Genomic DNA, 23739 nt, shown 5'->3' with positions numbered 1-23739 from the left:
GATCGCCCTACGGTCGATTTCCGCGCAAGCGCGGTTCGCACCTCAAGAGGTACTCCTACAGCGGCTTCGTAGAAACGCCAAGGTACCGGGAACTTTCTAACCTTTCCCTATCCAACCGAGCGTAGCTTGTAGCTTGTAGCTTGTAGCTTGTAGCTTGTAGCTTGTAGCTTGTAGCTTGTAGCTTGTAGCTTGTAGCTTGTAGCTTGTAGCTTGTAGCTTGTAGCTTGTAGCTTGTAGCTTGTAGCTTGTAGCTTGTAGCTTGTAGCTTCTCGCTGCCTTTATACTTCCCCCATGAACGATGCCTTGATTCGCTATCTCCCCCGGGTGGATTACACCCCCTGCTGGCAGGCCATGCGCACGCTAACCGATGGCCGTACCGCCGACACTGCCGACGAGCTCTGGGTGCTGGAACACCCACCGGTGTTCACCCTGGGTCAAGCCGGCAAACCGGAACATGTGCTCAATGCCGGCGAGATCCCGGTGGTCAACAGCGACCGGGGCGGGCAGGTGACTTACCACGGCCCCGGGCAGACGGTGATCTACCTTATGCTGGACATTAAACGCCTGGGACTCGGCAGCCGGGGGCTGGTCAGTGCCATTGAGCAGGGCATCATCGATTTTCTGGCCAGCCACGGCATCGACGCCGCCAACCGTGACGACGCTCCCGGTGTCTATGTGCAAGGCGCCAAGATTGCCTCACTGGGGTTGCGCATCCGCCGGGGCGCCAGTTATCACGGCCTGGCCATCAACCGCGACATGGACCTGTCTCCCTGGCAGCGCATCAACCCCTGCGGCCATGTTGGCCAGCCCATGACCACCCTTAGCCAGCAGGGCGTGGTGCTGGATCGCCACACCATGGAGCAACAGCTGGTGACGTTATTAGCCAAACGTCTGGGGCTGGCGCCACGGACAGCCCCCTTGCCAGACTGGTACAATGACGTTTCCGAATTTTCGCCGGCCCACAGCCCGGCACCCTGACAGTAACGGACACCCCATGAGCGAGCAGGCACAGGCCAAGCGCAAGGTTCAGATCGGCGACAAGCTGCGTGGTGCAGACAAGGTACGCACCATTCCCATGGTCAATGAAGAGACCGGCTACCAGCGGAAGCCGGACTGGATCCGTGTGCGCGTCCCCGCCAACGGCGAGATCCAGCGCATCAAGTCCATGCTCCGCGAGCAGAAGCTGCACACCGTCTGCGAGGAAGCCGCCTGTCCCAATCTGCCGGAATGTTTCGGCGGCGGCACTGCCACCTTCATGATCATGGGCGACATCTGCACCCGACGTTGTGCCTTCTGTGATGTGGGCTTTGGCCGCCCCAACGCCCTGGACCCGGAAGAGCCCCTGCATCTGGCCGAATCCGTGGAAAATCTGGGGCTCAAGTATGTGGTGATCACCTCCGTGGACCGGGACGATCTGGCCGATGGGGGCGCCGAGCATTTTGCCGAATGCATCCGCCAGGTTCGCGCACGCACGCCGCAGACCAAGATTGAAATCCTCACCCCCGACTTCCGCCCTTGCCTGGATACCGCCGTGGATATTCTGGTGGACACGGCGCCAGATGTGTTCAACCACAACATCGAAACGGTCCCGGAGCTGTACAAGCACATCCGCCCCGGCGCGCGTTACCAGCATTCACTGGACCTGCTGCAGCGCTACAAGGCACGCCGCCCGGACGTGAGCACCAAGAGCGGCATCATGGTGGGCCTGGGTGAAACCTTCGAACAGGTGATCAACACCATCAAGGACCTGCGCACCCACGATGTGGACATGCTGACCATTGGTCAGTACCTGCAGCCCAGCAAACACCACGCGCCGGTGGCCCGTTTCGTTCACCCGGACGAATTCCGCGAATATGCCCGTGTGGCGGAGGAGCTGGGCTTCCGCTCTGTGGCATCCGGCCCCATGGTGCGCAGCTCCTATCACGCAGACCTGCAACACAAAGGCATTGATGTGGGAATCCACAAACCCGCCTGATGCCGCCCCGCTCCAGCGCAGGAGTCGCGATGAATTTACATTTCATCGCGATTCCCCCCGCTGACCCGGCCCCGGCTTTGGTTTACGCTAGGGCCAGTTATTTTCTTGTGCCGTTCTACTTTCCGCCACTATCTGGCCAGGTCTGCTCATGTCTCACCCGGTTGCCGTCAAGGCACGCTTTTTACGATTGCTGTCAGCACTTTCATGCCTGACCCTGTTGAGCATGCTGGGCGCCATTCCCGCCCATGCCGGTTCACCCACCCCGCTTCTGGCTCCGGTACTGGAGGCAGCCAAGAATCTGCAGCTGGCCGACGAGCACCTGGCGGTCACCGCCATTCCCCTGAACGGCCCTGGTGATGCCCGCTTTCTGAATGCGGATACCCCCTTCAATCCCGGCTCCATCATGAAAGTGGTCACCACCTATGCGGCCCTGGAGCTGCTCGGTCCCACCTATCAGTGGCATACCCGGCTGTACACCGACGGCAAGATCAGTGGAAACACCCTGCAGGGCAACCTCTACTTCGCTGGCAGTGGCGACCCGAAACTGACCGAAGAGCGACTCTGGCTGTTGATGCGCGAGCTGCGCGCCATGGGCATTGACCATATCCAGGGTGACCTGGTGCTTGACGCCAGCGCCTTCAATCTGCCCAACGGTATTCCTGACTTTGATGATGACGGCGACAACCCCAATGCGCCCTTCCTGGTTGAACCCCACGCTTTGCTTACCAACCTGAATGTGTTGCGCATTCGTTCCCGCGCTGACGAGAGAGGCATCCATACCTGGACCGAACCCACCCTCAATGGGGTAGAGATCGATAACCGGATGGTCTTCAAGGATTACGGCCAGTGCCCGCGACGCTACCAGTTCGATTACCAACCGACCCTGACCGAAAATGGCCACACCCGCATCACTGTCACCGGCGTGCTGCCCAAAGGGTGCTCCACCAGCAGCTACCTGTCCGTCATGGACCAGGGCGACTACACCGGCGCTCTGATCACCGGCCTGTGGCAGCAACTGGGCGGCACTCTCACCGGTCAGATACGTCAAGGGCTGCGCCCCCGTGATGCCAACACCGAACTGCTCGCCACCACTTCCTCGCGAGACCTGGTCACCATGGTTCGTGACATCAACAAGTGGAGCAATAACGTGATGGTCCGCCAGCTGTTCCTCAGCCTGGGCGCCAAATTCCGTCAACCTGGAGACCGGGACGACCTGGCAGCGGCGGAAAGAACCATCCGCGAATGGCTGGCCACCAAGGGCATCGACAGCCAGGGCATGGTGTTTGAAAACGGCTCCGGCCTATCGCGCCTTGAACGGATCTCTGCCCGGCAGATGGCCAGCCTGTTGCAACAAGCCTGGGAAAGCCGTTTTGCGGCTGAGTTGATCGCATCCCTGCCGCTGATCGCCATGGACGGCACCATGCGCCGGCGGCTTGGCAAGGCCGGCATGGCCGGCCTCGGCCATATCAAGACGGGCTCACTGAAAAACGTACGTTCCATCGCTGGCTTCACCCGGGATGAAAACAACACCACCTGGGCGGTGGTTGCCATGGTTAACCACCATCAGGCCTGGCGCACCGAAACCATTCTCGACTCGGTGATCAAGCAGGTTCATCTGGCGGCTCGCCCTCCCAGTATTGATACCGCCAGACACTGAAGTCCGGGGGGTTATGCCTTTGTTGCATGCTCCCCCCTCACCGATCACAGGTGTGCAGGGTGTCGCACGTGAATGGCGCATAACTCTGCTATGCTGCCGGGCAACACCGGATTAGCGAGACAGCCCATGATCACCCTTCACCACCTGGAAAACTCCCGTTCCCTGCGCATCGTCTGGCTGCTGGAAGAACTGGGCCTGGACTACGAGATTCGCCACTATGCCCGCGACAGCAAAACCATGCTGGCCCCGGCGGAACTCAAGCAGGTGCATCCGTTGGGGAAATCCCCGGTGATCACCGATGGCGACATCACCGTGGCAGAGTCCGGCGCCATTATTGAATATTTGATCCAGCGACACGGTGACGACAGCTGGAAAATCAGCACCGACGATCCACGCTGGGTGCAAGAGCGTTACTGGCTTCACTACGCAGAAGGCTCCCTGATGCCCCTGCTGGTGATGAAGCTGGTATTCAGCCGTATTCCCAAATCCCCCATGCCCTTTATTGTCCGTCCGGTTGCCAAGGGCATCAGCGGCAAGGTGATTGGCACCTTCATTGACCCGCAACTGGAAACCCAGCTGGCTGTCATTGAGTCTCACCTGGCCGACCATAACTGGTTTGCTGGCGAGACGCTCAGCGCAGCGGATATCATCATGAGCTTTCCGTTGCAGGCCGCCTCTGCCCGCGCCGATCTGAGCCGGTTGCCGGCAATCCAGCGCTTCCTGCAGCAGATGGAAGCACGTCCGGCGTACCAGCGAGCCGTGGAACGGGCGGGCCCACTGACCCCCATGCGCTGACCACATGACACCGGAGCAACGCATCCTTGCCAGCTGGCAGGATAATGCCGCCCCCTGGACCCGCCTGATACAACAGCAGGGGCTGGCCAGCCGGCGCATCAGCGACCCGGCCATCGAACGGGCCATCCTCGCTCACCAGCCGAGCCGGGTGCTGGATGTGGGATGTGGCGAGGGCTGGTTATGTCGCCGCCTGGCTGCCCGGGGCATTCACACCACCGGCATCGATGCCATCCCGGCCCTGGTGGAGGCTGCCCGCCAGCAACACCAACAGGGGGACTACCGCTGTCTGGCCTTCAGTGAACTGGCGCAGAACCTCACCGACTCCTTTGATCTGGCCGTGTGCAATTTTTCCCTGTTTGGCGAGCAATCCGTACAACAGTTACTGGCTGTGCTGCACCGCCGGCTCTCCCCCGGAGGCTTGCTGCTGATACAGACCCTGCACCCGCTGATGACCTGCGAAGGACACTATTGCGATGGCTGGCGTGAAACCCGCTGGCCAGCCGATTGCGTTGATTTCGGTGATGCTCCGCCCTGGTATTTCCGCACGTTGCAGAGCTGGCTGGCGCTGCTCCACAGCCAGGGCTATCGAGTCTCTCTGGAGGAACCTCTGGACCCGCAGCAGACACTGCCGGTTTCCGTCATTTTTCATGCCCGCCCGGAACCCCGATAACAGTAAACCAACAACTGATAACAAAGTGTTGCTGGTGACCTCCACCGTCCGGTTCTAGCCTGTCTGCACAACAATAACCGGGTAGGTGCTGCATGATTCTGTTCTATTTCTTGATCGTGTTCGCTTTCTTTCTGGCCATCATGCAATGGGTTTTCCGCAAGATTGATGCGCACCAGGCCCTGTCTGCCGAGCCCTCCGAGACTCCCTCCTGTCTACTGAGCAGTGCGCAAACGCGCCATGAAATTATCAAAAACTGTTAAAACGGCGAACCAAACACAAAAACACTTTTCAAAGGGGTATCTTTAAAGGAGTTGTCAGGGAGTACCAAGATGAAAACCTACCTCGCCGCCGCCGTGCTGGGCAGTGCCATTCTCGTTACCGGCTGCCAGAGCAAGCCACCGGAAGAACCGGTCAACCCTACCGCCCAGAAGCTGACATACAGCGGCATGCTGCCCTGCGCTGATTGTTCCGGCATTCGCACTACTCTGACGCTTTACCGAGATCAGTACGACAATCCCACTCGCTTTGAACTGCGCGAGGAATACCTGAGCGGTTCCAAAGTGGAGTTGAGCGCGTCAGAGCGCGGTAACTGGGAGGCGGAAAAGCGCCTGCAGGGCAACATGCAATACGACATCTACACCATCAACCCCGATGATCCCGATGCCGACCGCCGTTATATCAAGGATGCCGTCAACGCCATTGAACAACTGGATCAGGACGGTAACCGCATCGAATCCAACATGAATTACCGCTTGCTGCTCAAATAACTCTGCCGGGCGTCCCACGGCGCCCTTCTGACTGGATGCCTCCCCCCGAAAGACCGCAAAGCGCTTTCGGGGGCGGCCACCAGCCTTACCCTCCCAGACGCCCGTTTTCTGTGGCTGTCGCCCGCTTCCCCATCGGCATAACCCCATCGTTCAGCAACACTGCGATGCAGTACCGTGAATGGCCCGCAAATAGGAATGACTTGCATTCAGGTGCCTGCGAACCTATTATTGCGACCCCTTATTCGAGCCTTCGCGCTGACCGTCTCGAATCCGTGTTCCCCGGTTTGTTGCTCAGTCACCGGGATGTCACAACCGCATGCCAGTATGCATGCTTTTTGAACTACTAACCGGGCCCGTTGGATTCGCCCGTAGCAGGAGTTTTTCCATGCCCCCGATTTCCCTGCAACTGCCTGACTGGTTTGTCAGTGGCGGCGCCACCATGTGGGTTCTGGCCTTGTTGTCCGTGATCGCCCTGGCCACCCTGATCTCCAAGATTCTGCAGTTTGCCCGCGTTCGCCCGGGCAGCGCCCGTCAGGCAGACCGTCTGCTGGACGCCCTGACCCGGGGCCAGCAACCCGCCAAGCCCGGGAAACTGACCAGCCCGATTGATCAGGTGGTATGGCAATGCTGGCAGAACAGCAAACTGGAAGAAGCGGCCTGGCAGGAAGAAAGCCTGCGCCTGGCGCGCACCTCCCTGGATAATCTGCGCGGCGGCCTGCGCATCCTGGAAGTGATCAGCGCCGTGGCGCCCCTTCTCGGCCTGCTGGGTACCGTATTTGGCATGATCGGCGCGTTTCAGGCCCTGGAGACGGCGGGTTCCCAGGTGGACCCGTCCATCCTCTCAGGCGGTATCTGGGAAGCCTTGCTGACCACCGCCGCCGGTCTTACCGTTGCGATCCCCACGCTGGCTGCCTTTCACTGGGCGGACCGCAGTCTGGAACTGTGCCGGGAAAAAATGCAGGACCGCTTGTCCCGTCTGAAGGTCCTTCGCAACAATCACGCGGAATCCGAGCCCCTGGAAGAGGACCGCGACCCGTCGGTGGCGCATGCATATTGAACCAGAGCGTCACCGTACGCCCTTTATCAGCCTCACACCGCTGATTGATGTAGTATTTATTCTGCTGGTGTTCTTTATGCTGGCGACCCGTTTCGGGCAGTTCTACGACCTGCCCGTCAACGTGCAGCCCGCTGAAAGCATGAATAAACCTGATGACAAGTGGCTGGTGATCGAAGTGGAGGCCGACGGCGACCTGAATCTGAACGGCGTCAGTTTCACCCCTGACGCCGTGGCGGATCGGCTCGACACCCAGAAAACCAAGGTCTGGGTCACCGTCAGTGCGGATGCCACCTTGCAGCAAGCCCTGGCCGCCGTGGATGCGATCAAGGGCGCCGGCGTAAAGGACGTACAACTGGAGCTGTTGCCATGATGATCATGGAAACCTCTTCCCGCCGCCCCCCACTGGAACCGGTGTTGCCACTGATCAATGTGGTATTTCTGCTGTTGATCTTCTTCATGCTGGCCGGCCAGCTGGCCAAGAGCCCCACCGTATCCGTGGATACCCCTCTGAGCCAGAGCGCCAATGGACCGGAAGCCCGGGACAAATTGTTGCTGGTATTGCAGAAGGACGGCCAGTGGTTCACCGAGGACAATGACACGGCGCTCACCGAGGCCACACTGCAAGAGCATCTGAAAGAACGCCCGGAAGGGGCGGAAGTCCGTCTGCTGGCAGATGCCGGCGTCACCATGACGACCCTGCGGGAAAGACTGGAAACCCTGCAGGAACTGGGCGTGGAGCAAGTGCGCCTGGTGACCCGCAATGACGGGGAGGGGCAATGAAATCCCGCACTCTTTTCGCCTGGGTCATCTCCGCCCTGATTCACGCCAGCGTCCTGGTTACCGTCGGAGCCCTTACCCTGGCCGGCGGACGGCCGGCCAAACCCGGTGTCACGGAAATGGTGGTCAGCCTTGCGCCGCCAGCGGAAAAACCCGCCGCCCCACCCGCGCCGGCCAAGGCGGCGCCAGCGCCGACGCCCAAGCCCGAGCCAAAACCCAAGCCCAAGGTAAAACCGAAACCCAAGCCCGTGGCCAAGCCCAAGCCGGAACCCAAACCGGAACCCACCCCGGAACCGGTTGTGGCCAAGAAAGAGAAGAAAACGGAGCAGGAAACCCGGGAAAAAAACGATAGCGAGCAGGCCGCCAGCCAGCCCCAACAAGTGGGCGCCAAAGGCATGGCCGGGGACCCGGGTGAAGGGGTGCATCAATCCGGCGACACGGAAAACGCCCTGAACAAATACCTGGCCAAGGTGCGCGATACCATCGACTACAACAAACAGTACCCGCACCGCGCCCGCATGCGTCGCCAACAGGGTACCGTGAAGGTCTCGTTCATGATCAACGCCTCCGGTCGGGCAGAACAGGTGGCGGTCGTGGAGAGCTCCGGCAGCCGGATTCTGGACCGGGCGACCCTGGAGCTGGTTTCCCGCCTCCGCTTTGATGCTCCCCCCAAGGATCTGAAACGCATTCCCGTGGAAGTCATCGCGCCGGTGGACTACAGCCTCAGTAACAGTTGATCGTCCACCGGTCAGACTTTAAGGTCTCTCGCTAACAGGCGTTTCACCTTCAAGGATGATCCATGAGCCCACTTTATCTTGCATTACTGCTCAGCTTGGCCGCAGGCCTGAGCATGGCCGCCGGTGCCCTGATCGGTGTCAAACAACACATCGCACGGGGCTGGCTGGAACAGGAAGTCCGCCATACGGTCATTGCCTTCGGTGGTGGCGCCTTGCTGGCCGCCGTGGCCCTGGTGCTGGTCCCGGAAGGAGCCCAACACCATAACCCGCTCTCAGCCACCCTGCTGTTCGTTGGCGGCGGCATTGCCTTTATGGTGGTGGACCGGGCACTGGCTGCCCATGGCGGTGCCATGTCACAACTACTGGCCATGTTGCTGGATTTTGTGCCCGAAGCCATCGCCCTGGGGGCGGCACTGGCAGTGGGAGGAGGCCAGGCCTACCTGTTGGCGTTCCTGATCGGCATGCAGAATCTCCCGGAAGGCTTCAACGCCTATCGGGAAATCCGCAACAGCGACGGCAATACCCTCTCCTCCCGCAAGATCATTCTGGCCTTCACCACCCTGGCACTGCTCGGCCCCGTCAGCGCCGCCCTGGGCTTCCTGGTGCTGGTGGACAGCCCACTGGTGCTGGGGGGCATCATGCTGTTTGCCAGCGGCGGGATTCTCTACCTGGTGTTCCAAGACATTGCCCCGCAGGTGCCCCTGAAAAAGCATTGGGCGCCAGCCCAGGGCGCCGTGGCCGGGTTTGCGTTGGGGTTGGTGGGGCATTTGCTGGTGCATTGAGGGGTAACGGCGCTGTAGGAGCCATGCTTGCCCCCCAGGGGATCTTCGACATGCGAACCGCGCTTGCGCGGAAATCGGCCGCAGGGTGATCAGGACTTTCAGTGATCGACAGGTTCCAGAAAACTGGCTGGCAGACTGTGAACGTTACCGTTCGCCATGCAAGCATAGCTCCTACAGGAGCATTCATCGGTGCGGAGGGTTACTCCCCCCAGCGCTTCACCAATGTCTGCTCCACCCCCAGATGATCCAGTAACCGGGCGACGATGAAATCCACCAGGTCCTGCACCGTCTCCGGCTGATGATAGAAACCGGGGGCAGCCGGCATGATGGTCACACCCAGGCGTGACAGCTTCAGCATGTTTTCCAGGTGGAGAGGGGAAAAAGGCGCTTCCCGGGGTACCAGGATCAGCTTGCGCCCCTCCTTGATGGCCACATCGGCGGCCCGTTCGATCAGGTTATCGCTGGCCCCGCAGGCAATGGCGGAGAGGGTCCCGGTGGAGCACGGGCACACCACCATGGCGGCAGGCGCACCACTGCCGGAAGCAACCGGAGCGGTCCACTGTTCCAGCCCGCAGACCACCAGGTTGCCACGGTCTGTCTGCACCCAGTCGCGCAGGGCCTGCTCTGCCGCGCCGGTGCCGGCCGGCAGTTTCAGCTCGGTTTCCATGCCGATCACCACCCGCGCCGCCTTGGACAGGATGACGAACACTTCGCAATCCGCATCCAGCAGACACTGCAGCAGGCGCAATCCGTAGGGGGCACCGGAAGCGCCGGTGAAGGCCAGTGTGATTCGTTTTCTCATACACCCATTCCTACACCACGGGCCATCAATGCCGCGAGAATGGGCATCAACACCACCAGGTGGAGTTCCGCCACCAGCACACCGCGCAGATTGCGCTGCAGGGCGTCATCAATTTCCGGCACATGACCGGCCTTCACCGCTTTACGCCAGCCCAGCAACACCTTGGTGGGGTAAAGGCTCAACAGGCCGATCAGGACAAACAGGGTGACCTTGCCATGAAACCAGGGGTTGGACAGGTAAAAATCCCAGCCCTTTTCCGTCCAGCCGGCCCGCGCAATCCCGCTCACCAGTACCACCAGCGCCGCGAGACCATAGCCGATATCCAGCCACAGAAGAGTACGAATGTTGCGTTCGTTGATGCCGGTTCGCCACAACAGAAGTTCCCCGTAGAGGAAACCAAATAGCATCAGAATGCTGAGGTAATGCACCGATGCCCAGAATACGGACCAGAACATGACAACCTCCCGTGTTGATTCACGCCGAACACCAAGCTAACCGTAAAGCCGGCCACCCTTGGAGCTTTGCTTGCAAAGCGAAGGGCCCGGCCCCTGAGAGAATTCGCCTTGCGAGCAAGGCTCCAACGACCCCTCCGGAATAACATGTGGCGAAGAGCTTATGCTTTTAGCGCCTCCAGCAACTTCTGATGGATACCGCCAAAGCCGCCGTTGCTCATCACCACCACATTCAGTGGCTCGCCCTTGCGAGCCACCACCCGGGCAATGATGTCGTCAATATCATGACTCACCGAAGCGGGCACCGGCGATTCACTCACCACCGGGTCCAGCGACCAGTCCAGTCCCGGCGGCTGGTACCAGATTACCTCATCCGCCGCCCCGGTGCTGGCTGCCAGCGCTTCCTTGTGGCTTCCCATGCGCATGGTGTTGGAGCGGGGTTCGATCACCGCCAGAATCTTTCCGTCACCGACCTTGCGACGCAACCCGTCCAGGGTGGTGGCAATGGCCGTGGGGTGATGAGCAAAGTCGTCATACACCCGCACCCCATGATTCTCACCGCGTAATTCCATACGCCGCTTCACACCCTGGAATTCGCACAAAGCCGCCGCCCCATCCGCCAGCGTCACACCCACATGACGGGCAGCCAGTAAGGCGGCCATGCCGTTATTCACACTGTGCCGGCCAGTCTGATCCCAGCGCACCTGTGCCACTGGCTCATCGTTCTCCAGCACGGTAAAGGCGGAACCATCCGCGTTATCCAGCCGGTAGCCCAGGGAGTCGTTTTCTCCGAAGCGTTCAATCTCGCTCCAGCAGCCTTTCTCCAGTGTCTCCTCCAGGGCGGTTTCGCCATGAGGAAGGATAAGCCGCCCGGAGGAAGGCACGGTGCGAATCAGGTGGTGGAACTGGGTCTGGATAGCGGCCAGATCGGCAAAGATATCCGCGTGGTCGAATTCCAGATTGTTGAGAATGACGGTGCGCGGACGGTAGTGAACGAATTTGCTGCGCTTGTCGAAGAAGGCGGTGTCGTATTCATCCGCTTCCACCACAAAAAACGGCGTCTCACCGAGTCGGGCAGAGACCCCGAAATTGCCGGGCACACCACCAATCAGATAACCGGGATTGAGCCCGGCGTGCTCCAGAATCCAGGCCAGCATGGAGCTGGTCGTGGTCTTGCCGTGGGTACCGGCCACCGCCAGCACCCAGCGCCCGGGCAGGATCACATCCTCCAGCAACTGGGCACCGGAGGTATAGGGCAGGCCCCGATCCAGCACGGCTTCCACGGCAGGATTGCCCCGACTCAGGGCATTGCCGACCACCACCAGATCCGGCGCCGGCTCCAGTTGCGCCGGGTCGTACCCCTGGGTCAATGCAATGCCCGCCGCTTCCAGTTGGTCACTCATGGGCGGATAGACGTTCTGGTCACTACCGGTAACACGATGGCCCTGAGCCTTGGCCAGCTGCGCCAGAGAGCCCATGAAGGTGCCACAGATACCGAGGATATGGATATGCATGGGAATAAACCGATCAAAAGAATCCCTGCACCTTAACGGCAAAGGGACTGTCAGGTGAAGCTTACCGGGTCACCGTCACCACTTCCGGCACCAGCATCACTACCGCGGCATAGCCGGCCACCAGCAGGGTCAGGGCGATCCCCAGGCCCAGGAACGGCCCCACATTCATGGCCCGATGGTAAACGAAGCTCTGGGCGGCCAGTTGCCAGCTCACCAGCAACAGATACAGCCCCTCGATCCAGCCCTGGGACTGGGCCATGCCCGCATTGATCGCCAGCAAAGGCAGGGTCACCAGGGTCAGCACCACATCGATACCGACCAACGACAGGGCCGTCTGCAGCCAACGACTCTGCAGCCCCTTAAAGCCCAGCAGTACAAAAATCCCCGCCAGGATCACCGCCATTGAGGTGAGCTGGCTGCTCAGCAACACCAGCACCGGCAGCGCTGTCTGCAAGCTACCTACCAGCAGTTGCAGGCCACACCAGCCCAGCAACACCAGGCCCAGCAGGTTCGTTGAGTAAGGCGCGTTTTCGGGGCCGGCGCGAAATATGGCCAGCCGCCAGAACAATGTCATCAATGCAGTCATGGATCCTCCGGCGAGCTATTGTTCCAGAGCCGGGAGGAAATCACCATCAGGGGCAGTTGAAAGTTCAACATTCAACGTTGAACTTTCAACTGCCCTTTTCCTGTCATCGTCCGACAACACCGGGTGTGTTTCATGGCCTCCTTCGCTAGAATGCACGCAAATTGAATCAAGGGGTCTCTCATGGCGCGTAAAAACGCTTTCTATGCTCAGTCTGGCGGTGTCACCGCTGTCATCAATGCCTCCGCCGCCGGCGTGATCGAAGCCGCCCGCGAGAACAAGGATGTGATCGGCAAGGTCTACGCCGGGCGTAATGGCATCATCGGCGCCCTCACCGAAGAGCTGATCGACACCAGCAAAGAAAGCAAAAGCGCCATTGACGCGCTCAAGCATACCCCCGGCGGCGCGTTTGGCTCCTGCCGCTACAAGCTCAAGGATCTGAAAACCTCCCAGCGCGAATACGAGCGTCTGATCGAGGTGTTCAAGGCCCACAACATCGGCTACTTCTTCTACAACGGTGGCGGTGACTCCGCTGACACCTGCCTGAAAGTGTCCCAGCTGTCCGAAAAGATGGGTTACCCGATCCAGGCCATCCACGTGCCCAAGACCGTGGACAATGACCTGCCCTTCACGGATGTGAGCCCGGGCTTTGGCTCCGTGGCCAAGTACACTGCCGTGAGCTGCCGTGAGGCGGCCCTGGACGTGGCCAGCATGTGCGCCACCTCCACCAAGGTGTTCGTGATGGAAGTGATGGGCCGTCACGCCGGCTGGATCGCTGCTGCTGCAGGTCTTGCCAAGGAAGACAACGACGACGCGCCACACCTGATCCTATTCCCGGAAATCGCCTTCGACAAGGCCGCCTTCATGAAGAAAGTGGAAGCCACTGTTCAGAAAGTGGGCTACTGCGTGATCGTGGTATCCGAAGGTGCCCGCTACGAAGACGGCACCTTCCTGGCCGACGCGGGTAACACCGATGCCTTCGGGCACAAACAGCTCGGTGGCGTGGCCCCGGTGATTGCACAAATGGTCAAGGATGAGCTGGGCTACAAATACCACTGGGCGGTGAGCGACTATCTGCAACGGGCTGCCCGTCACATTGCCTCCGCCACCGATGTGGAGCAGGCCTACGCCGTGGGCCGCGCAGCGGTGGAATTCGCCGTGGCCGGCAAGAATGCGGTGATGCCCACCATCGAGCGCAAGAAGACCAAGAAATACAGCTGGACCATCGGTGAGGCACCGCTGAAGAAAGTGGCCAACGTGGAAAAGAAGATGCCGCGCAAGTTCATCACCAAGGATGGCTTCGGCATCACTCCGTCCGGCCGCGAATACCTGGCGCCCCTGATTGGCGGCGAGTCCTACCCGCCCTACAAGGACGGCCTGCCGCAATTCGCCAAGCTGAAACTGGTCCCGGTGGCCAAGAAGCTGAACGACGCGTTCGAGGTGTAAGCCACCCGGAAACGAAAAACGCCCCGCATCGCGGGGCGTTTTTGTTTTACTCCAGATTCACGCCTTCAACCCACTACGAATCTCTGTAGGAACGTAGCGGAGCGGAGTAACGCACGAAGTGTGGCCTGAAGGGTGAGCGAAGCGAATAAATTCCCTTCCAGGGGACGAACCCGAGCCTGGGCGAGGGAAACGGGTTAGGTTCACCTCATGCCTTCATTCAGTTTGTTGAAACCTGAAGTCCCTGCCCGACCTTCGGTCGATTTCGTGCTTCGCACGGTTCGTCCCCTGGAAGGGAACGCCTACAGAGGGGCTTCGTAGCTCGGACAGGAATCGGGGAGCGGGCACTAGCCCTCTATCGCCGCCATGTCCATCCATATCATTTCCCACACATGCCCGTCCGGGTCCGCCAGGTTACGGTTATACATGAACCCCAGATCCTGAACCGGGTTGATATCTGCCGTGCCGCCATTGTCCGCAGCGGCCTTATTCACGGCATCTACCGCATCACGACTGTCAAAGGATAGTGCCAGCATCACTTCACTGGAAGAGGAAGGCGGAATCGGCCGGTCGGTGAAGGTCCGCCACTTGTCATGGGTCAGCAGCATCACATGGATGGCCTCACTCCACACCATGCAGGCGGCAGTCTCGTCGGTGAATTGCGGATTGTTCTCGAAGCCCAGCGCGGTATAAAACGCCATGGACGCTTTAAGATCTGCTACCGGCAGGTTTACAAAGATCATTCTGGTCATGCTGCTGTCTCCCAAGGGTTAGTTCAAAACAGCCATGCGTGCTGTCATCACCTTATCGAACTGCCCTTGGCGCTTTCGACACAGCCATCACGTTTTTTAGCGAGACGCTTCGCCCCTACAACGAATAAACCGCCTTCCCAGGCCCCCACAAGCAGTCGATCTGTCGGGCAAACACCGCCAGTTCGCCGCTGGTGTAAAACGCCTCATCCCCGGTTTTCCCGGATTCCGCCAGCAGCCTCTCGCACGCCAACCGCCGCACCACTTCCCGGGCCACCGCCGACTCGGTGCTGACGATCTGCACCCCGGGCCCTGCCACCTGCGCAATGCGGTCGGCCAGGTAGTTGTAATGGGTGCAGCCCAGCACGATGGTATCTGCGCCCTTCTCCAGCAGCGGTGAGATATAGCGGTTCAGCAGTGCCAAGGTCCTGTCGTCATCAAAACGCAACGCCTCGATCTGGCCCACCAGGTCCGGACAGGGCTGCACCGCAATACTCACGGTGCTGGAAAACCGGGCCGCCAGAGCACTGAAGGAATGGGTCTGCAGGGTTCTGGGCGTGGCCAGCACCCCCACCACCCCACTGCGGGTGGCCAGCACCGCCGGCTTGACCCCTGGCTCCACGCCGATAATCGGCACCGACCAGGAGGCCCGTAGCTGTGCAATGGCGGAGGTGGTCGCCGTATTGCAGGCCACCACCACCGCCTTGGCCCCCTGCCCCAGCAGGAAATCCGTCACCGTGTTCATCCGCTCCAGAATGAAAGCATCGGACTTGTCGCCATAGGGCGCATGGCGGGAGTCGGCCACATAGAGGATATCGTCGGCGGGCAACAGCTCCCGGACTTTCGCGGCCACGGACAGGCCGCCGATACCGGAGTCGAAAATACCGATGGGATGGGAATGGGGCATGGCTGGATCTGTGAGTCGGGTTGGTCTTGGCTGGATAGTGTACTCGACCGGGATGCGAACAGGGAAAGACTTGCGCCAGGCAAGTCCGCTGATCACAGATTACCTCCAAGCCGCTCTGTCCAGAGATTGTCCTGCTTTTAATGCAAATTGCCCGTACCCTGCTGGCGCAAATATGACATCTGGCCGACGGTGGCCTCGTCGTCTTGGCAAACGGTCTATTCCAACTGGCTACCACACCATCACAGCAGACTGCGCATATGCTTCATCAACGTATCGACGCGAATTATCGTGCCAGCCACGCTGCAGTTCTATAAAAACAAAAAACAGATAGTTCAAACAGGAAAGTCGGCAAATCCGCATGCTTGATGGGACCGAATACGTATCACGGCGAGACTCGATGGCTTGGTACACTGTAGCCATGATGCGTTTATTGGCGATCTCTCTTGCGGTGGTATTGGCGTTGCCGGCTCAGGCTTTAGCCGATGACGTGACGGTGCTGGTGGTACGCCACCGGTGGCATACCGGTATTGCCTTTCCGGCAGACCGGCTCTCCCCTGCCCTGGGGTTTCTTGAACCGCACTTCAGTGAGCCGTCGTTCTACGAGTTCGGCTGGGGAGATGATGCCTTTTATCGGCAGGATGACAGCTGGTGGCTACGGGTTCGGGCCATGCTGTGGCCAACCCGATCGGCAATGCACGTGGTAGGACTGGAGCGACATCCGGAACTGTTGCCCCATACAGATTTGCAGCCACTGTGCCTGAGTGCCGAGCAACTCGGCCAGTTACAGGAGAGTCTGGCCGGGTATTTCCAACTGGATGAGCAGGGGCGGTTACCCGCCGGCGACCCGGGGCTGTACGGCGATAGCCGTTTCTTCCCTTCCAATGACACCTTCTGGTTCGGCAATACCTGCAACACCTGGACCGCCAGGCGCTTGCGCGAAGCAGGACTGCCGATACGTGCCTTTCTTACCCTCACTGCGGGCCAGGTTCTGGGCCAGCTGCGCGAGGGCAATCAGGCCGGCGCCTGTGCCACCCGATAAACCAGCATCAGGGATAAAGGGAGACTTGGGCTGGTTGGGGCATGACCGGCCTGGCCAAACCTCACCGGTGTTGCGACCGACCGTTTAATCTCTGGCCAGAAACATCTGCGAAATACCGGGGTATCTTCGCTATTAACGTCAAGTCTGAGCACACATAAAAAGGGCCGGCAAAAGCCGGCCCTGAATACCAGGAAGGAGTAGAGCGTTACAATTCCACGCCCAGGTGCTCCAGCGTCTGCATGGTCAACTGGCCGGAGGCCAAATCGTTGTCCTTCTGGTAAGCGACCACGGCGGCGCGGGTCTTCGGACCATAGACACCATCAATCCATACCGGGTCGTAGCCCTTGTCTTCCAGTGCTTTCTGAAGGCGGCGGACCACATCCTGGGTGGTATTGGTTTCACAAAGAATTTCGCGCCATTCCAGATCCGCGTCGGTCACCTTGACCTGCTTGGGCACTTCCTTGTAGACGGCGGGGATAATGGTTTTCTTCTCTTTCGGCGGTTCTACCTGCTTGACCACATCAATGGTCTTGTAAACCGCTGGCACGGTGACTTTTTCAGTGCGCGCAGGCTGATCCACCACTTTCTTGGTGACGGTCTTGTACACCGCAGGAATTTTCACTTCCTCGGTACGCTCGGGTTGTACCAGTTCCTTACGGCTAACGGTCTTGTATTCCGCCGGCACTTCCACGAGACACATGATTTCACCGGTGGAATCATCGATTTTCTCGATGGGGCCACGGCCTTTCTTCCAGGTAGTGTAAGCGGGCTTCACCAACACCTGCTCAGTGACGGTTTTATATTCCGCCGGCTTGGTGATCAACTTGGTGGTCGCCTCTTTCACCAGCACCTTCTCGGTCACTGTCTTGTAAGTGGCAGGAATCACTTTCAGCTTGTCGAAGGCTTCACTGACAAGCACTCGCTCTTGAACGGTTTCATAGCGAGCGGGAGTGGTGGTGATCTTGCTGTCTTCCTGAGACACCATGACCCGCTGCATTTCGGTCTTGTAGGTTTCCGGAATCACAACCCGTGCGTAGCAATGGCCTGGCTTGGCATTGGGGGGAAGTAGCTGATTACCGGATTCTGACGGTGCCGGCGCTGGGGCGGGCTGCTGTTGGCTGGAGTTCAGCGCTGCGCGCAACTGCTGGTTTTCCTGCTCCAGCTGCTGCTGTTGACTTTGCAACGACTGATATTCGGCAGTGTCCTGAACGGTCTGATTGCTGGCACAGCCGGTGGCAAGAGCGGCGACAACGGCCGGCAACACAAGACGATTAAGTTTCATAGTCTGTTCCCTTTTGACAGCTTCCTTGGTTCATCAGGAACAAACCATGCGCAATTAAAATGACAGAAACAGTTACAAAGATGTAATTTTACAAAAATAAAGTTTAAAAATTATTTTGCTCAGTGCACTTTGTAAAATAGTAAGCAAAAAACTTTTTATCCTGAAAAAGATTTGCTTAAGAAAAAGAGAATAACGCCTCAATAAAGGCACGGATGTACCAGTTAATAACTGTCCTTGCGCTGCTCTGACCGGTTCTCCTTGCAGGCATGCTCCTCACCCAGATCCTCCTCTGTGCCGGTGTGATCCGGCAGAACCTGGTTCAGAATCACTGCCACCAGTCCGCACAGGCTGATCCCCTGCAAAGTGAAATCACCATTGCCCATCACCATGCCACCAATACCAAAGATCAGTGTCACTGCCACAATGACCAGGTTGCGTTGGGCGTTAAGGTCCACCCGGGCCTTGATCAGGGTACTCATGCCCACACTGGCGATGGAGCCGAACATGAGAATCAGGATGCCCCCCATCACTGGCGTGGGGATGCTTTGCAACAGCAATCCGAATTTGCCGATAAAGGCCAGGCTGATGGCAAACAATGCGGTCCAGGTCATCACCACCGGATTGAACACCTTGGTCAGCATCACCGCCCCGGTAACTTCCGAATAGGTGGTATTGGGCGGACCACCGAACAGGGCCGCCGCCATGCTGGCAATACCGTCACCGGTCAGAGTGCGATGCAGGCCGGGTTTACGGAGGTAATCCTTGCCGGTGACGCTGCTGATCGCCAGGACATCCCCCACGTGTTCGATGGCCGGGGCCAGGGCCACCGGCACCATGAACAGGATCGCCTGCCATTGAAAACTGGGCGCCACAAAGTCCGGCATGGCCAACCAGCCCGCCTCTTCCACCGCCGAGAAATCCACCATCCCCATCAGCAGGGCTGCCAGGTACCCACTGACCACACCACAAAGAATGGGCAATAGGCGGAATAGTCCCCGCCCCAGGGTCGCCACCAGCATAGTGGCAAGCAGGGCCACCATGGACACCAGTAGTGCCTCGCCGTAGGGGAAGAGCCGCTCGGCGCCATTGCCGGTCATACCCATGGCAAAGTTCACCGCCGTGGGCGCCAGACTCAATCCAATCACCATGATGATGGGGCCAGTGACCACCGGCGGCATCAGACGATGCAAGAAACCCGGGCCACGCCATTTGACCAGCCCGCCCAGCACCACATAGACCACGGCGGTGCACAACAGCGCGCCCATGGTGGCGGACACGCCCCACTGTGCGACCCCATGGGCAATAGGCGCCACAAATACAAAGGAGGAGGCCAGGAACACCGGCACCGATCGGCGGGTAATCCACTGAAACAACAACGTACCCAGACCGGCGGTGAACAGGGCCACGCTGGGGTCCAGCCCGGTGAGCAACGGCATCAGCACCATGGCGCCGAAGGCCACGAACAGCATCTGCGCACCAATAAGGATAATTTTCCAGTTCCAGAATCCGGGCTGTTGCATGCCGATGGCTCCTTTGAGGCCGCGAACACCAATGACGGTAGTGATCCCTGGAGTCTTGCTCGCAAGGCTCCAGCGGGAAGGGCTAGCGAGTCCCGAAGATCTTGTCCCCGGCATCTCCCAGGCCGGGCACGATATAGCCATCGTCGTTGAGTCCCTGATCCACCGAGGCGGTGTAGATGTCCACGTCCGGATGCGCAGCCCGGACCCTCTCAATGCCCTCCGGCGCCGCCACCAGCACCAGGGCACGGATCTGTTGGCAACCCGCCTTTTTCAGCATGTCGATACAGGCCACCAGGGAGCCCCCCGTCGCCAGCATGGGGTCCACCACCAGCGCCAGACGTTCATCAATGTCGTGGGCCAGCTTTTCAAAGTAGGCCACCGGTTCCAGGGTGTCTTCATTGCGATAGACCCCCACGACGCTGACCTTGGCGCTGGGAATCAGCTCCAGCACCCCATCGAGCATGCCGATACCGGCACGCAGGATGGGCACCACCGTCACTTTCTTGCCCTTGATACGTTGGGCCGGCGCCGGTCCCATCCAGGTATCCACCTGGTAATCCTCCAACTCCAGATCACTGGTGGCCTCGTAGGTCAGCAGGCTACCCACTTCCGCGGTAAGCTGGCGAAAGCTGCGGGTGCTCAGACTCTGCTGACGCAGCAGACCCAGCTTGTGTTTGACCAGAGGGTGAGTGATTTCATGAACAGACATGGCACGCGCTCCTTGGGGCCGGCTGGCAGAATACAGATGGCGAATATTGTGCCGTTTACACGTCAAAAGTCACGGACGTGCACCGGTTGACTGTTCTCCGCAGCCTCGCGGTGGTAGCGTCAGAAATAAATGGAGACCCCGTGAGCAAAAGCCTCGACGCGTTGTCTAAACCAGACGTTCGTGTATGAACGTGCCAGCCGCGCCCGGCAAGTTTTTCCCATCCCACGGCCAAGCCCCCGATTCCCCGGATGGTGAGAGGTGCGGACAGGTTGTGACAAGAGTTGCAGGAATGGCAAACCCGACAGGAGTCAACGTCATGAAACGTATCAACCTGGTTCTACTTGTAGTGCTCAGTGTCTTTGGCACCCCGTTGTGGGCTGCCGACAGCATCAGCGTCAACGAGCTCAAACAGGCCATGCAGGCCGATCGCGCGCCCATCATCATTGATGTACGAAATGAGGATGAATACCTGGCCGGCCATATTCCCGGCGCCATCATGGTACCGGCCAAACAGATGGACCAGCACCTAGACATGCTCAAGCAATACCGCAAGCAGGAAATCGTGCTGTACTGCGTGTCCGGCCGCCGCGCCAGCGCCGCCGCCACGCTGCTGGAGGACGCAGGTTTCAAGAAAGTCCGCCTGCTGGAAGGCAACTACCCCGGCTGGGAAGCCGCCCAATAACATTGCAGGACGCCCGGGGAGCCGCGCCCCGGGCTCCCTAACTCATTGACCATAAAGCCTTTCTTCTCTCCCTCCCGGTTACGCCCTTGCGCCATTAGCCGGAGCCGCCCTGCATTGCTATAATCCGCGCCCACCACCAACCCTGTTTGAGAAGGACAGACCATGGATTTTGCTAAGGTTCCCGCCGGTAAAGAGATTCCGGAAGACATTTACGTGGCCATCGAGATCCCGGCCAATGCTGACCCGATCAAGTACGAGATCGATAAAGACAGCAACGCCGTATTCGTCGACCGTTTCATGGCAACCCCCATGTTCTATCCGGCCAACTACGGCTACATCCCCAACACCCTGTCTGAAGACGGCGACCCGCTGGACGTGCTGGTTGTAACCCCGTACCCGGTGGTTCCCGGTTCCGTGATCCGTTGTCGCCCGGTCGGCATCCTGAACATGACTGACGAAGCGGGCAAAGATGCCAAGCTGGTTGCCGTGCCGCACACCAAGCTGACCAAGATCTACGACAACGTGAAAGACATCAACGATCTGCCCGAGCTGCTGCTGGCTCAGATCAAGCACTTCTTCGAGCACTACAAAGAGCTGGAAGCGGGCAAGTGGGTGAAGGTCGATGGCTGGGACGGCGCCGAAGCCGCCAAGGCCGAGATCCTGAAGTCTGTGGAAGCCTACGAAAAAGCGTAAGTTTTCACTCAACCGGTAAGTCATTGCCGGCGATTGAAAAGGCCGTGTCCGGGATCGGGCGCGGCCTTTTTTATTGGCGAGTTTCGAAAAGCCAAATCCGGAATGCCGGCCCGGCCAAAGTCTTGATCTTCGACACGCGAAACTCGCCCCTCGCGACTCAGTGTTAACGCTTTTCCCGGTACGCCCGTGGCGTCGCCCCACTCCAGCGCTTGAACGCCTTGGAAAAGTTGGCCACATCGCTGTACCCCAGCGTATAGGCCACCTCGCTGATGCTGTTATCCGGCTTGGCCAGCAGACGTTGTGCCTGCCGATAACGCTCCTCGTCCTGGAGCTGGCGATAGCTGAGTCCGGACTGTTGCAGGTGGCGTTTGAGAGTGCGGGGGGACACCGACAGTTTTTCTGCCATGGTCTCCAGGGAGGGTAACGGCGCGGGACGATCCTGGAGAGCACTGCGGATACGCTCGGCCATGACACCATCCTCCTCGGTACGCCACTGACGGAATTCCAGCTCGCATTGCTCCCGAGCCAGGGCCGCCACCTGGGGATCCGCCAAGCGAGGCCGGGCCGCCAGCGCTGACTGGGGAAAAACCAGGGCATCCTCACCCTGGTCGAACAACACCGGCACCCCCACTTCCTGTTTCAGGGTCGACAGATAGGCAGGCGCCGGCCCCCGGCGGCGAATCTCCAGGCCCTGCGGGGGCGCATCCAGCAACTGCTCGATCATGAACACGAGGCCCACCAGCATGGCTTCGACAACAAAATCATGGGCCACGCCCAGGGTTGCCGTACTGCGTAGCTGCAGATGGGCAAGCTCTCCCTGGCGGGTCTGGTCAATGACCAGAAACGGAGCTCGCAGCCCCAGAAACCGGCACGCGGCATCCAGCGCATCCTGGGCGCTGGCGCTGGACAGGGCCAGTAGACCCACCGGGCCGTGCAGGGTAATGCTCATGGCCCGGGCATAGCGGAATCCCAGCCCCTGCTCTCCCACCATGGCCACCCCCCGCTCGGCCACCGTCTGGGCCAGGGACATGGATACCCGCCGGTCCGGGGCCAGCAGCTCATCGCGGCTCACTCCCAGTCCTGCCAGCAGGGACGGGGCATCCAGCCCCATGCCCGCCAGCACATCATAGAGCAACACCACATAAATACCCGGTATGCCGGCATTTCCCCAGGGACGGCCCGAACTCACCATTTGTTGGCCCTCCACGACAAGACCTTGACTGCAAGACCTCGCATAGTAGATGTCATTGACTGATGTCAGCAATGACATCTTGAGGAGACACCAATGAAGCTACGACTGATCAAAAAACGGAAAACACCGGCTATCAGCATCACCCCTCGTCGCATGGGGTTCACCTTCGAGGGTCTGGAAGACCAGCCCTACTGGTTCGACAATGACCCGGTGCTCACCCATGTGTTGAACGTGATGTCGCTGACCTTCCCGGATGGCGAACGTTTCTTCGTGGATTCCGTTCGCGCCCTGCGCGACCAGGCAAAAGGCCCGGACCGCCAGAAAGACATCTCCGGTTTTATCGGCCAGGAAGCCATGCACTCCCTGGAGCATCAGGCCTTCAATGATCTTATTGCCGACGGCCAATACGACGATATCGTCAATCATGCTCTGGCGGTAACCCGCAAACTGCTGGCCGGCGCCCGCAAGTACATGAGCCAGCAGCAGCAGCTGGCAGCCACGGCCGGTCTGGAGCACATCACCGCGATTCTCGCCGATGCCATTCTGCGTCGCCCGGACCTGGTGGAAAAAATGCATCCCTCGGTGCGCAACCTGTGGGTCTGGCATGCCATCGAGGAAACCGAGCACAAGGCCGTGGCCTACGACCTCTACAAGGACGTGAGCGACAACTACCTGGAGCGGCAGCGCACCTTCCTGTCCGGCTCTGCCTACCTGGTGGGCTTCACCTCCTACTTCACCTGGCAAATGCTCAAACGCGACGGCATCCACCGCCAGCCCCTGACCCTGGCCAAGGGCCTGTGGAAAGGCTTCGGCTACCGTGGCGTCATCAGCAGCGTCATCCCCGCCTGGTTCAGTTACCTGAAACCCGGCTTCCATCCCTGGGAAGACGACAACAGCGCCCTGATCGAAAAATGGCGCGCCAGCCTGCCGCAAGTGAAGGAAAAGAATGCGGCGT

Annotated in this window: 27 protein-coding genes; 17 read left to right on the top strand and 10 right to left on the bottom strand. The window is 59.6% G+C overall.

What is annotated here, in order from left to right; all coding sequences use genetic code 11:
* Positions 1-291 precede the first annotated feature (291 nt).
* From lipB to A3714_RS13145, 12 genes are all read left to right on the top strand, one after another.
* The gene (gene lipB / locus A3714_RS13195; RefSeq protein ID WP_062815960.1) at positions 292-978 is read left to right on the top strand and encodes a lipoyl(octanoyl) transferase LipB; all 687 of its coding nucleotides are present in this window, start codon (positions 292-294) and stop codon (positions 976-978) included.
* A gap of 16 nt (positions 979-994) precedes the next feature.
* Positions 995-1975: a lipoyl synthase gene (gene lipA, locus A3714_RS13190; protein ID WP_063509624.1), complete on the top strand. Its 981-nt coding sequence runs from the start codon at positions 995-997 to the stop codon at positions 1973-1975.
* Positions 1976-2123: 148 nt separating this feature from the next.
* Complete coding sequence (dacB, locus tag A3714_RS13185; protein WP_063525862.1) at positions 2124-3632, top strand: D-alanyl-D-alanine carboxypeptidase/D-alanyl-D-alanine-endopeptidase; 1509 nt, start codon at positions 2124-2126, stop codon at positions 3630-3632.
* A gap of 126 nt (positions 3633-3758) precedes the next feature.
* On the top strand, positions 3759-4427 hold the full coding sequence (locus A3714_RS13180) for a glutathione S-transferase (RefSeq protein ID WP_063508316.1): 669 nt from the start codon (positions 3759-3761) through the stop codon (positions 4425-4427).
* A 4-nt stretch (positions 4428-4431) separates the two neighbouring features.
* A complete protein-coding gene (locus A3714_RS13175) occupies positions 4432-5097 on the top strand; it encodes a bifunctional 2-polyprenyl-6-hydroxyphenol methylase/3-demethylubiquinol 3-O-methyltransferase UbiG (protein ID WP_062815956.1) in 666 nt (221 codons plus the stop codon).
* Between the two features lie 92 nt (positions 5098-5189).
* Positions 5190-5357, top strand: coding sequence for a hypothetical protein (locus A3714_RS17755; protein WP_156478249.1), 168 nt, complete (start codon positions 5190-5192; stop codon positions 5355-5357).
* A gap of 69 nt (positions 5358-5426) precedes the next feature.
* Positions 5427-5864 (top strand): copper resistance protein NlpE, encoded by a 438-nt coding sequence (locus A3714_RS13170; protein WP_062815955.1) that lies wholly within the window; start codon positions 5427-5429, stop codon positions 5862-5864.
* A 385-nt stretch (positions 5865-6249) separates the two neighbouring features.
* Positions 6250-6921, top strand: coding sequence for a MotA/TolQ/ExbB proton channel family protein (locus tag A3714_RS13165; protein ID WP_062815954.1), 672 nt, complete (start codon positions 6250-6252; stop codon positions 6919-6921).
* Positions 6911-7291, top strand: a complete 381-nt coding sequence (locus tag A3714_RS13160; protein ID WP_063508315.1) for a biopolymer transporter ExbD — start codon at positions 6911-6913, stop codon at positions 7289-7291. The genes A3714_RS13165 and A3714_RS13160 overlap by 11 nt, the downstream gene beginning before the upstream one ends.
* Positions 7288-7701 carry a biopolymer transporter ExbD gene (locus tag A3714_RS13155; RefSeq protein ID WP_063508314.1) on the top strand — a complete coding sequence of 138 codons (414 nt, stop codon included), beginning with the start codon at positions 7288-7290 and terminating at the stop codon, positions 7699-7701. The genes A3714_RS13160 and A3714_RS13155 overlap by 4 nt, the downstream gene beginning before the upstream one ends.
* Positions 7698-8435, top strand: coding sequence for an energy transducer TonB (locus A3714_RS13150; protein ID WP_063508313.1), 738 nt, complete (start codon positions 7698-7700; stop codon positions 8433-8435). Before A3714_RS13155 ends, A3714_RS13150 begins: the two co-directional genes overlap by 4 nt.
* Positions 8436-8497: 62 nt before the next feature.
* Positions 8498-9217 carry a ZIP family metal transporter gene (locus A3714_RS13145; RefSeq protein WP_063508312.1) on the top strand — a complete coding sequence of 240 codons (720 nt, stop codon included), beginning with the start codon at positions 8498-8500 and terminating at the stop codon, positions 9215-9217.
* 199 nt (positions 9218-9416) lie between these two features.
* Here the strand turns inward: A3714_RS13145 and A3714_RS13140 are convergent, their stop codons facing one another.
* The 4 genes from A3714_RS13140 to A3714_RS13125 form a co-directional block, all read right to left on the bottom strand.
* Positions 9417-10019, bottom strand: a complete 603-nt coding sequence (locus A3714_RS13140; protein ID WP_062815949.1) for a flavin prenyltransferase UbiX — start codon at positions 10017-10019, stop codon at positions 9417-9419.
* Complete coding sequence (locus A3714_RS13135) at positions 10016-10474, bottom strand: DUF2214 family protein (RefSeq protein ID WP_062815948.1); 459 nt, start codon at positions 10472-10474, stop codon at positions 10016-10018. The genes A3714_RS13140 and A3714_RS13135 overlap by 4 nt, the downstream gene beginning before the upstream one ends.
* Before the next feature lie 158 nt (positions 10475-10632).
* Positions 10633-11985: a UDP-N-acetylmuramate:L-alanyl-gamma-D-glutamyl-meso-diaminopimelate ligase gene (mpl, locus tag A3714_RS13130; protein WP_063508311.1), complete on the bottom strand. Its 1353-nt coding sequence runs from the start codon at positions 11983-11985 to the stop codon at positions 10633-10635.
* A 61-nt stretch (positions 11986-12046) separates the two neighbouring features.
* Positions 12047-12571: a hypothetical protein gene (locus A3714_RS13125; protein ID WP_063508310.1), complete on the bottom strand. Its 525-nt coding sequence runs from the start codon at positions 12569-12571 to the stop codon at positions 12047-12049.
* 180 nt (positions 12572-12751) lie between these two features.
* Here A3714_RS13125 and A3714_RS13120 point away from each other — a divergent pair, with 180 nt between their 5' ends.
* Positions 12752-14014: a 6-phosphofructokinase gene (locus A3714_RS13120; protein WP_063508309.1), complete on the top strand. Its 1263-nt coding sequence runs from the start codon at positions 12752-12754 to the stop codon at positions 14012-14014.
* Between the two features lie 344 nt (positions 14015-14358).
* Here A3714_RS13120 and A3714_RS13115 read toward each other — a convergent pair whose 3' ends face one another.
* Together A3714_RS13115 and murI are read right to left on the bottom strand one after the other, a co-directional pair.
* Positions 14359-14763, bottom strand: coding sequence for a VOC family protein (locus A3714_RS13115; RefSeq protein ID WP_063508308.1), 405 nt, complete (start codon positions 14761-14763; stop codon positions 14359-14361).
* 115 nt (positions 14764-14878) lie between these two features.
* Positions 14879-15667 carry a glutamate racemase gene (gene murI / locus A3714_RS13110; protein ID WP_063508307.1) on the bottom strand — a complete coding sequence of 263 codons (789 nt, stop codon included), beginning with the start codon at positions 15665-15667 and terminating at the stop codon, positions 14879-14881.
* A 397-nt stretch (positions 15668-16064) separates the two neighbouring features.
* On the opposite strand from murI, the gene A3714_RS13105 reads away from it, so the two are divergent.
* Positions 16065-16706: a DUF2459 domain-containing protein gene (locus tag A3714_RS13105; protein ID WP_197463416.1), complete on the top strand. Its 642-nt coding sequence runs from the start codon at positions 16065-16067 to the stop codon at positions 16704-16706.
* A gap of 205 nt (positions 16707-16911) precedes the next feature.
* Here the strand turns inward: A3714_RS13105 and A3714_RS13100 are convergent, their stop codons facing one another.
* The 3 genes from A3714_RS13100 to upp form a co-directional block, all read right to left on the bottom strand.
* Positions 16912-17988, bottom strand: coding sequence for a peptidoglycan-binding domain-containing protein (locus A3714_RS13100; RefSeq protein ID WP_063508305.1), 1077 nt, complete (start codon positions 17986-17988; stop codon positions 16912-16914).
* 221 nt (positions 17989-18209) lie between these two features.
* Positions 18210-19508, bottom strand: a complete 1299-nt coding sequence (locus tag A3714_RS13095; RefSeq protein ID WP_063508304.1) for a uracil-xanthine permease family protein — start codon at positions 19506-19508, stop codon at positions 18210-18212.
* An 82-nt stretch (positions 19509-19590) separates the two neighbouring features.
* Positions 19591-20217, bottom strand: a complete 627-nt coding sequence (gene upp / locus A3714_RS13090; RefSeq protein ID WP_062815939.1) for a uracil phosphoribosyltransferase — start codon at positions 20215-20217, stop codon at positions 19591-19593.
* Positions 20218-20533: 316 nt separating this feature from the next.
* Between upp and A3714_RS13085 the strand changes: the two genes are divergently transcribed.
* Together A3714_RS13085 and ppa are read left to right on the top strand one after the other, a co-directional pair.
* Positions 20534-20899 carry a rhodanese-like domain-containing protein gene (locus tag A3714_RS13085; protein ID WP_063508303.1) on the top strand — a complete coding sequence of 122 codons (366 nt, stop codon included), beginning with the start codon at positions 20534-20536 and terminating at the stop codon, positions 20897-20899.
* A gap of 162 nt (positions 20900-21061) precedes the next feature.
* Positions 21062-21592, top strand: a complete 531-nt coding sequence (ppa, locus tag A3714_RS13080; protein WP_062815937.1) for an inorganic diphosphatase — start codon at positions 21062-21064, stop codon at positions 21590-21592.
* A 163-nt stretch (positions 21593-21755) separates the two neighbouring features.
* Here the strand turns inward: ppa and A3714_RS13075 are convergent, their stop codons facing one another.
* On the bottom strand, positions 21756-22784 hold the full coding sequence (locus tag A3714_RS13075) for an AraC family transcriptional regulator (RefSeq protein ID WP_063508302.1): 1029 nt from the start codon (positions 22782-22784) through the stop codon (positions 21756-21758).
* A gap of 93 nt (positions 22785-22877) precedes the next feature.
* Here A3714_RS13075 and A3714_RS13070 point away from each other — a divergent pair.
* The coding region (locus A3714_RS13070) for a metal-dependent hydrolase (RefSeq protein ID WP_062815935.1) at positions 22878-23739 on the top strand (862 nt) is incomplete at its 3' end.

This window comes from Alcanivorax sp. HI0007, assembly GCF_001635525.1.
GTDB lineage: Bacteria > Pseudomonadota > Gammaproteobacteria > Pseudomonadales > Alcanivoracaceae > Alcanivorax.
This window is presented reverse-complemented; position numbering and strand designations above follow the sequence as displayed.

What these genes read in the sequence shown, in the direction of transcription:
- lipA (WP_063509624.1), top strand. Translation starts at nt 995, where the DNA reads ATGAGCGAGCAGGCACAGGCCAAGCGCAAGGTTCAGATCGGCGACAAG.
- A3714_RS13165 (WP_062815954.1), top strand. Translation starts at nt 6,250, where the DNA reads ATGCCCCCGATTTCCCTGCAACTGCCTGACTGGTTTGTCAGTGGCGGC.
- murI (WP_063508307.1), bottom strand. Translation starts at nt 15,667, where the DNA reads ATGCCCCATTCCCATCCCATCGGTATTTTCGACTCCGGTATCGGCGGC.
- A3714_RS13085 (WP_063508303.1), top strand. Translation starts at nt 20,534, where the DNA reads ATGAAACGTATCAACCTGGTTCTACTTGTAGTGCTCAGTGTCTTTGGC.
- A3714_RS13180 (WP_063508316.1), top strand. Translation starts at nt 3,759, where the DNA reads ATGATCACCCTTCACCACCTGGAAAACTCCCGTTCCCTGCGCATCGTC.
- A3714_RS13120 (WP_063508309.1), top strand. Translation starts at nt 12,752, where the DNA reads ATGGCGCGTAAAAACGCTTTCTATGCTCAGTCTGGCGGTGTCACCGCT.
- A3714_RS13100 (WP_063508305.1), bottom strand. Translation starts at nt 17,988, where the DNA reads ATGAAACTTAATCGTCTTGTGTTGCCGGCCGTTGTCGCCGCTCTTGCC.
- A3714_RS13135 (WP_062815948.1), bottom strand. Translation starts at nt 10,474, where the DNA reads ATGTTCTGGTCCGTATTCTGGGCATCGGTGCATTACCTCAGCATTCTG.
- A3714_RS13155 (WP_063508314.1), top strand. Translation starts at nt 7,288, where the DNA reads ATGATGATCATGGAAACCTCTTCCCGCCGCCCCCCACTGGAACCGGTG.
- upp (WP_062815939.1), bottom strand. Translation starts at nt 20,217, where the DNA reads ATGTCTGTTCATGAAATCACTCACCCTCTGGTCAAACACAAGCTGGGT.
- ppa (WP_062815937.1), top strand. Translation starts at nt 21,062, where the DNA reads ATGGATTTTGCTAAGGTTCCCGCCGGTAAAGAGATTCCGGAAGACATT.
- A3714_RS17755 (WP_156478249.1), top strand. Translation starts at nt 5,190, where the DNA reads ATGATTCTGTTCTATTTCTTGATCGTGTTCGCTTTCTTTCTGGCCATC.
- dacB (WP_063525862.1), top strand. Translation starts at nt 2,124, where the DNA reads ATGTCTCACCCGGTTGCCGTCAAGGCACGCTTTTTACGATTGCTGTCA.
- A3714_RS13150 (WP_063508313.1), top strand. Translation starts at nt 7,698, where the DNA reads ATGAAATCCCGCACTCTTTTCGCCTGGGTCATCTCCGCCCTGATTCAC.
- A3714_RS13170 (WP_062815955.1), top strand. Translation starts at nt 5,427, where the DNA reads ATGAAAACCTACCTCGCCGCCGCCGTGCTGGGCAGTGCCATTCTCGTT.
- A3714_RS13140 (WP_062815949.1), bottom strand. Translation starts at nt 10,019, where the DNA reads ATGAGAAAACGAATCACACTGGCCTTCACCGGCGCTTCCGGTGCCCCC.
- A3714_RS13095 (WP_063508304.1), bottom strand. Translation starts at nt 19,508, where the DNA reads ATGCAACAGCCCGGATTCTGGAACTGGAAAATTATCCTTATTGGTGCG.
- A3714_RS13115 (WP_063508308.1), bottom strand. Translation starts at nt 14,763, where the DNA reads ATGACCAGAATGATCTTTGTAAACCTGCCGGTAGCAGATCTTAAAGCG.
- A3714_RS13075 (WP_063508302.1), bottom strand. Translation starts at nt 22,784, where the DNA reads ATGGTGAGTTCGGGCCGTCCCTGGGGAAATGCCGGCATACCGGGTATT.
- mpl (WP_063508311.1), bottom strand. Translation starts at nt 11,985, where the DNA reads ATGCATATCCATATCCTCGGTATCTGTGGCACCTTCATGGGCTCTCTG.
- A3714_RS13175 (WP_062815956.1), top strand. Translation starts at nt 4,432, where the DNA reads ATGACACCGGAGCAACGCATCCTTGCCAGCTGGCAGGATAATGCCGCC.
- A3714_RS13145 (WP_063508312.1), top strand. Translation starts at nt 8,498, where the DNA reads ATGAGCCCACTTTATCTTGCATTACTGCTCAGCTTGGCCGCAGGCCTG.
- A3714_RS13105 (WP_197463416.1), top strand. Translation starts at nt 16,065, where the DNA reads ATGGCTTGGTACACTGTAGCCATGATGCGTTTATTGGCGATCTCTCTT.
- A3714_RS13125 (WP_063508310.1), bottom strand. Translation starts at nt 12,571, where the DNA reads ATGACTGCATTGATGACATTGTTCTGGCGGCTGGCCATATTTCGCGCC.
- A3714_RS13160 (WP_063508315.1), top strand. Translation starts at nt 6,911, where the DNA reads ATGCATATTGAACCAGAGCGTCACCGTACGCCCTTTATCAGCCTCACA.
- lipB (WP_062815960.1), top strand. Translation starts at nt 292, where the DNA reads ATGAACGATGCCTTGATTCGCTATCTCCCCCGGGTGGATTACACCCCC.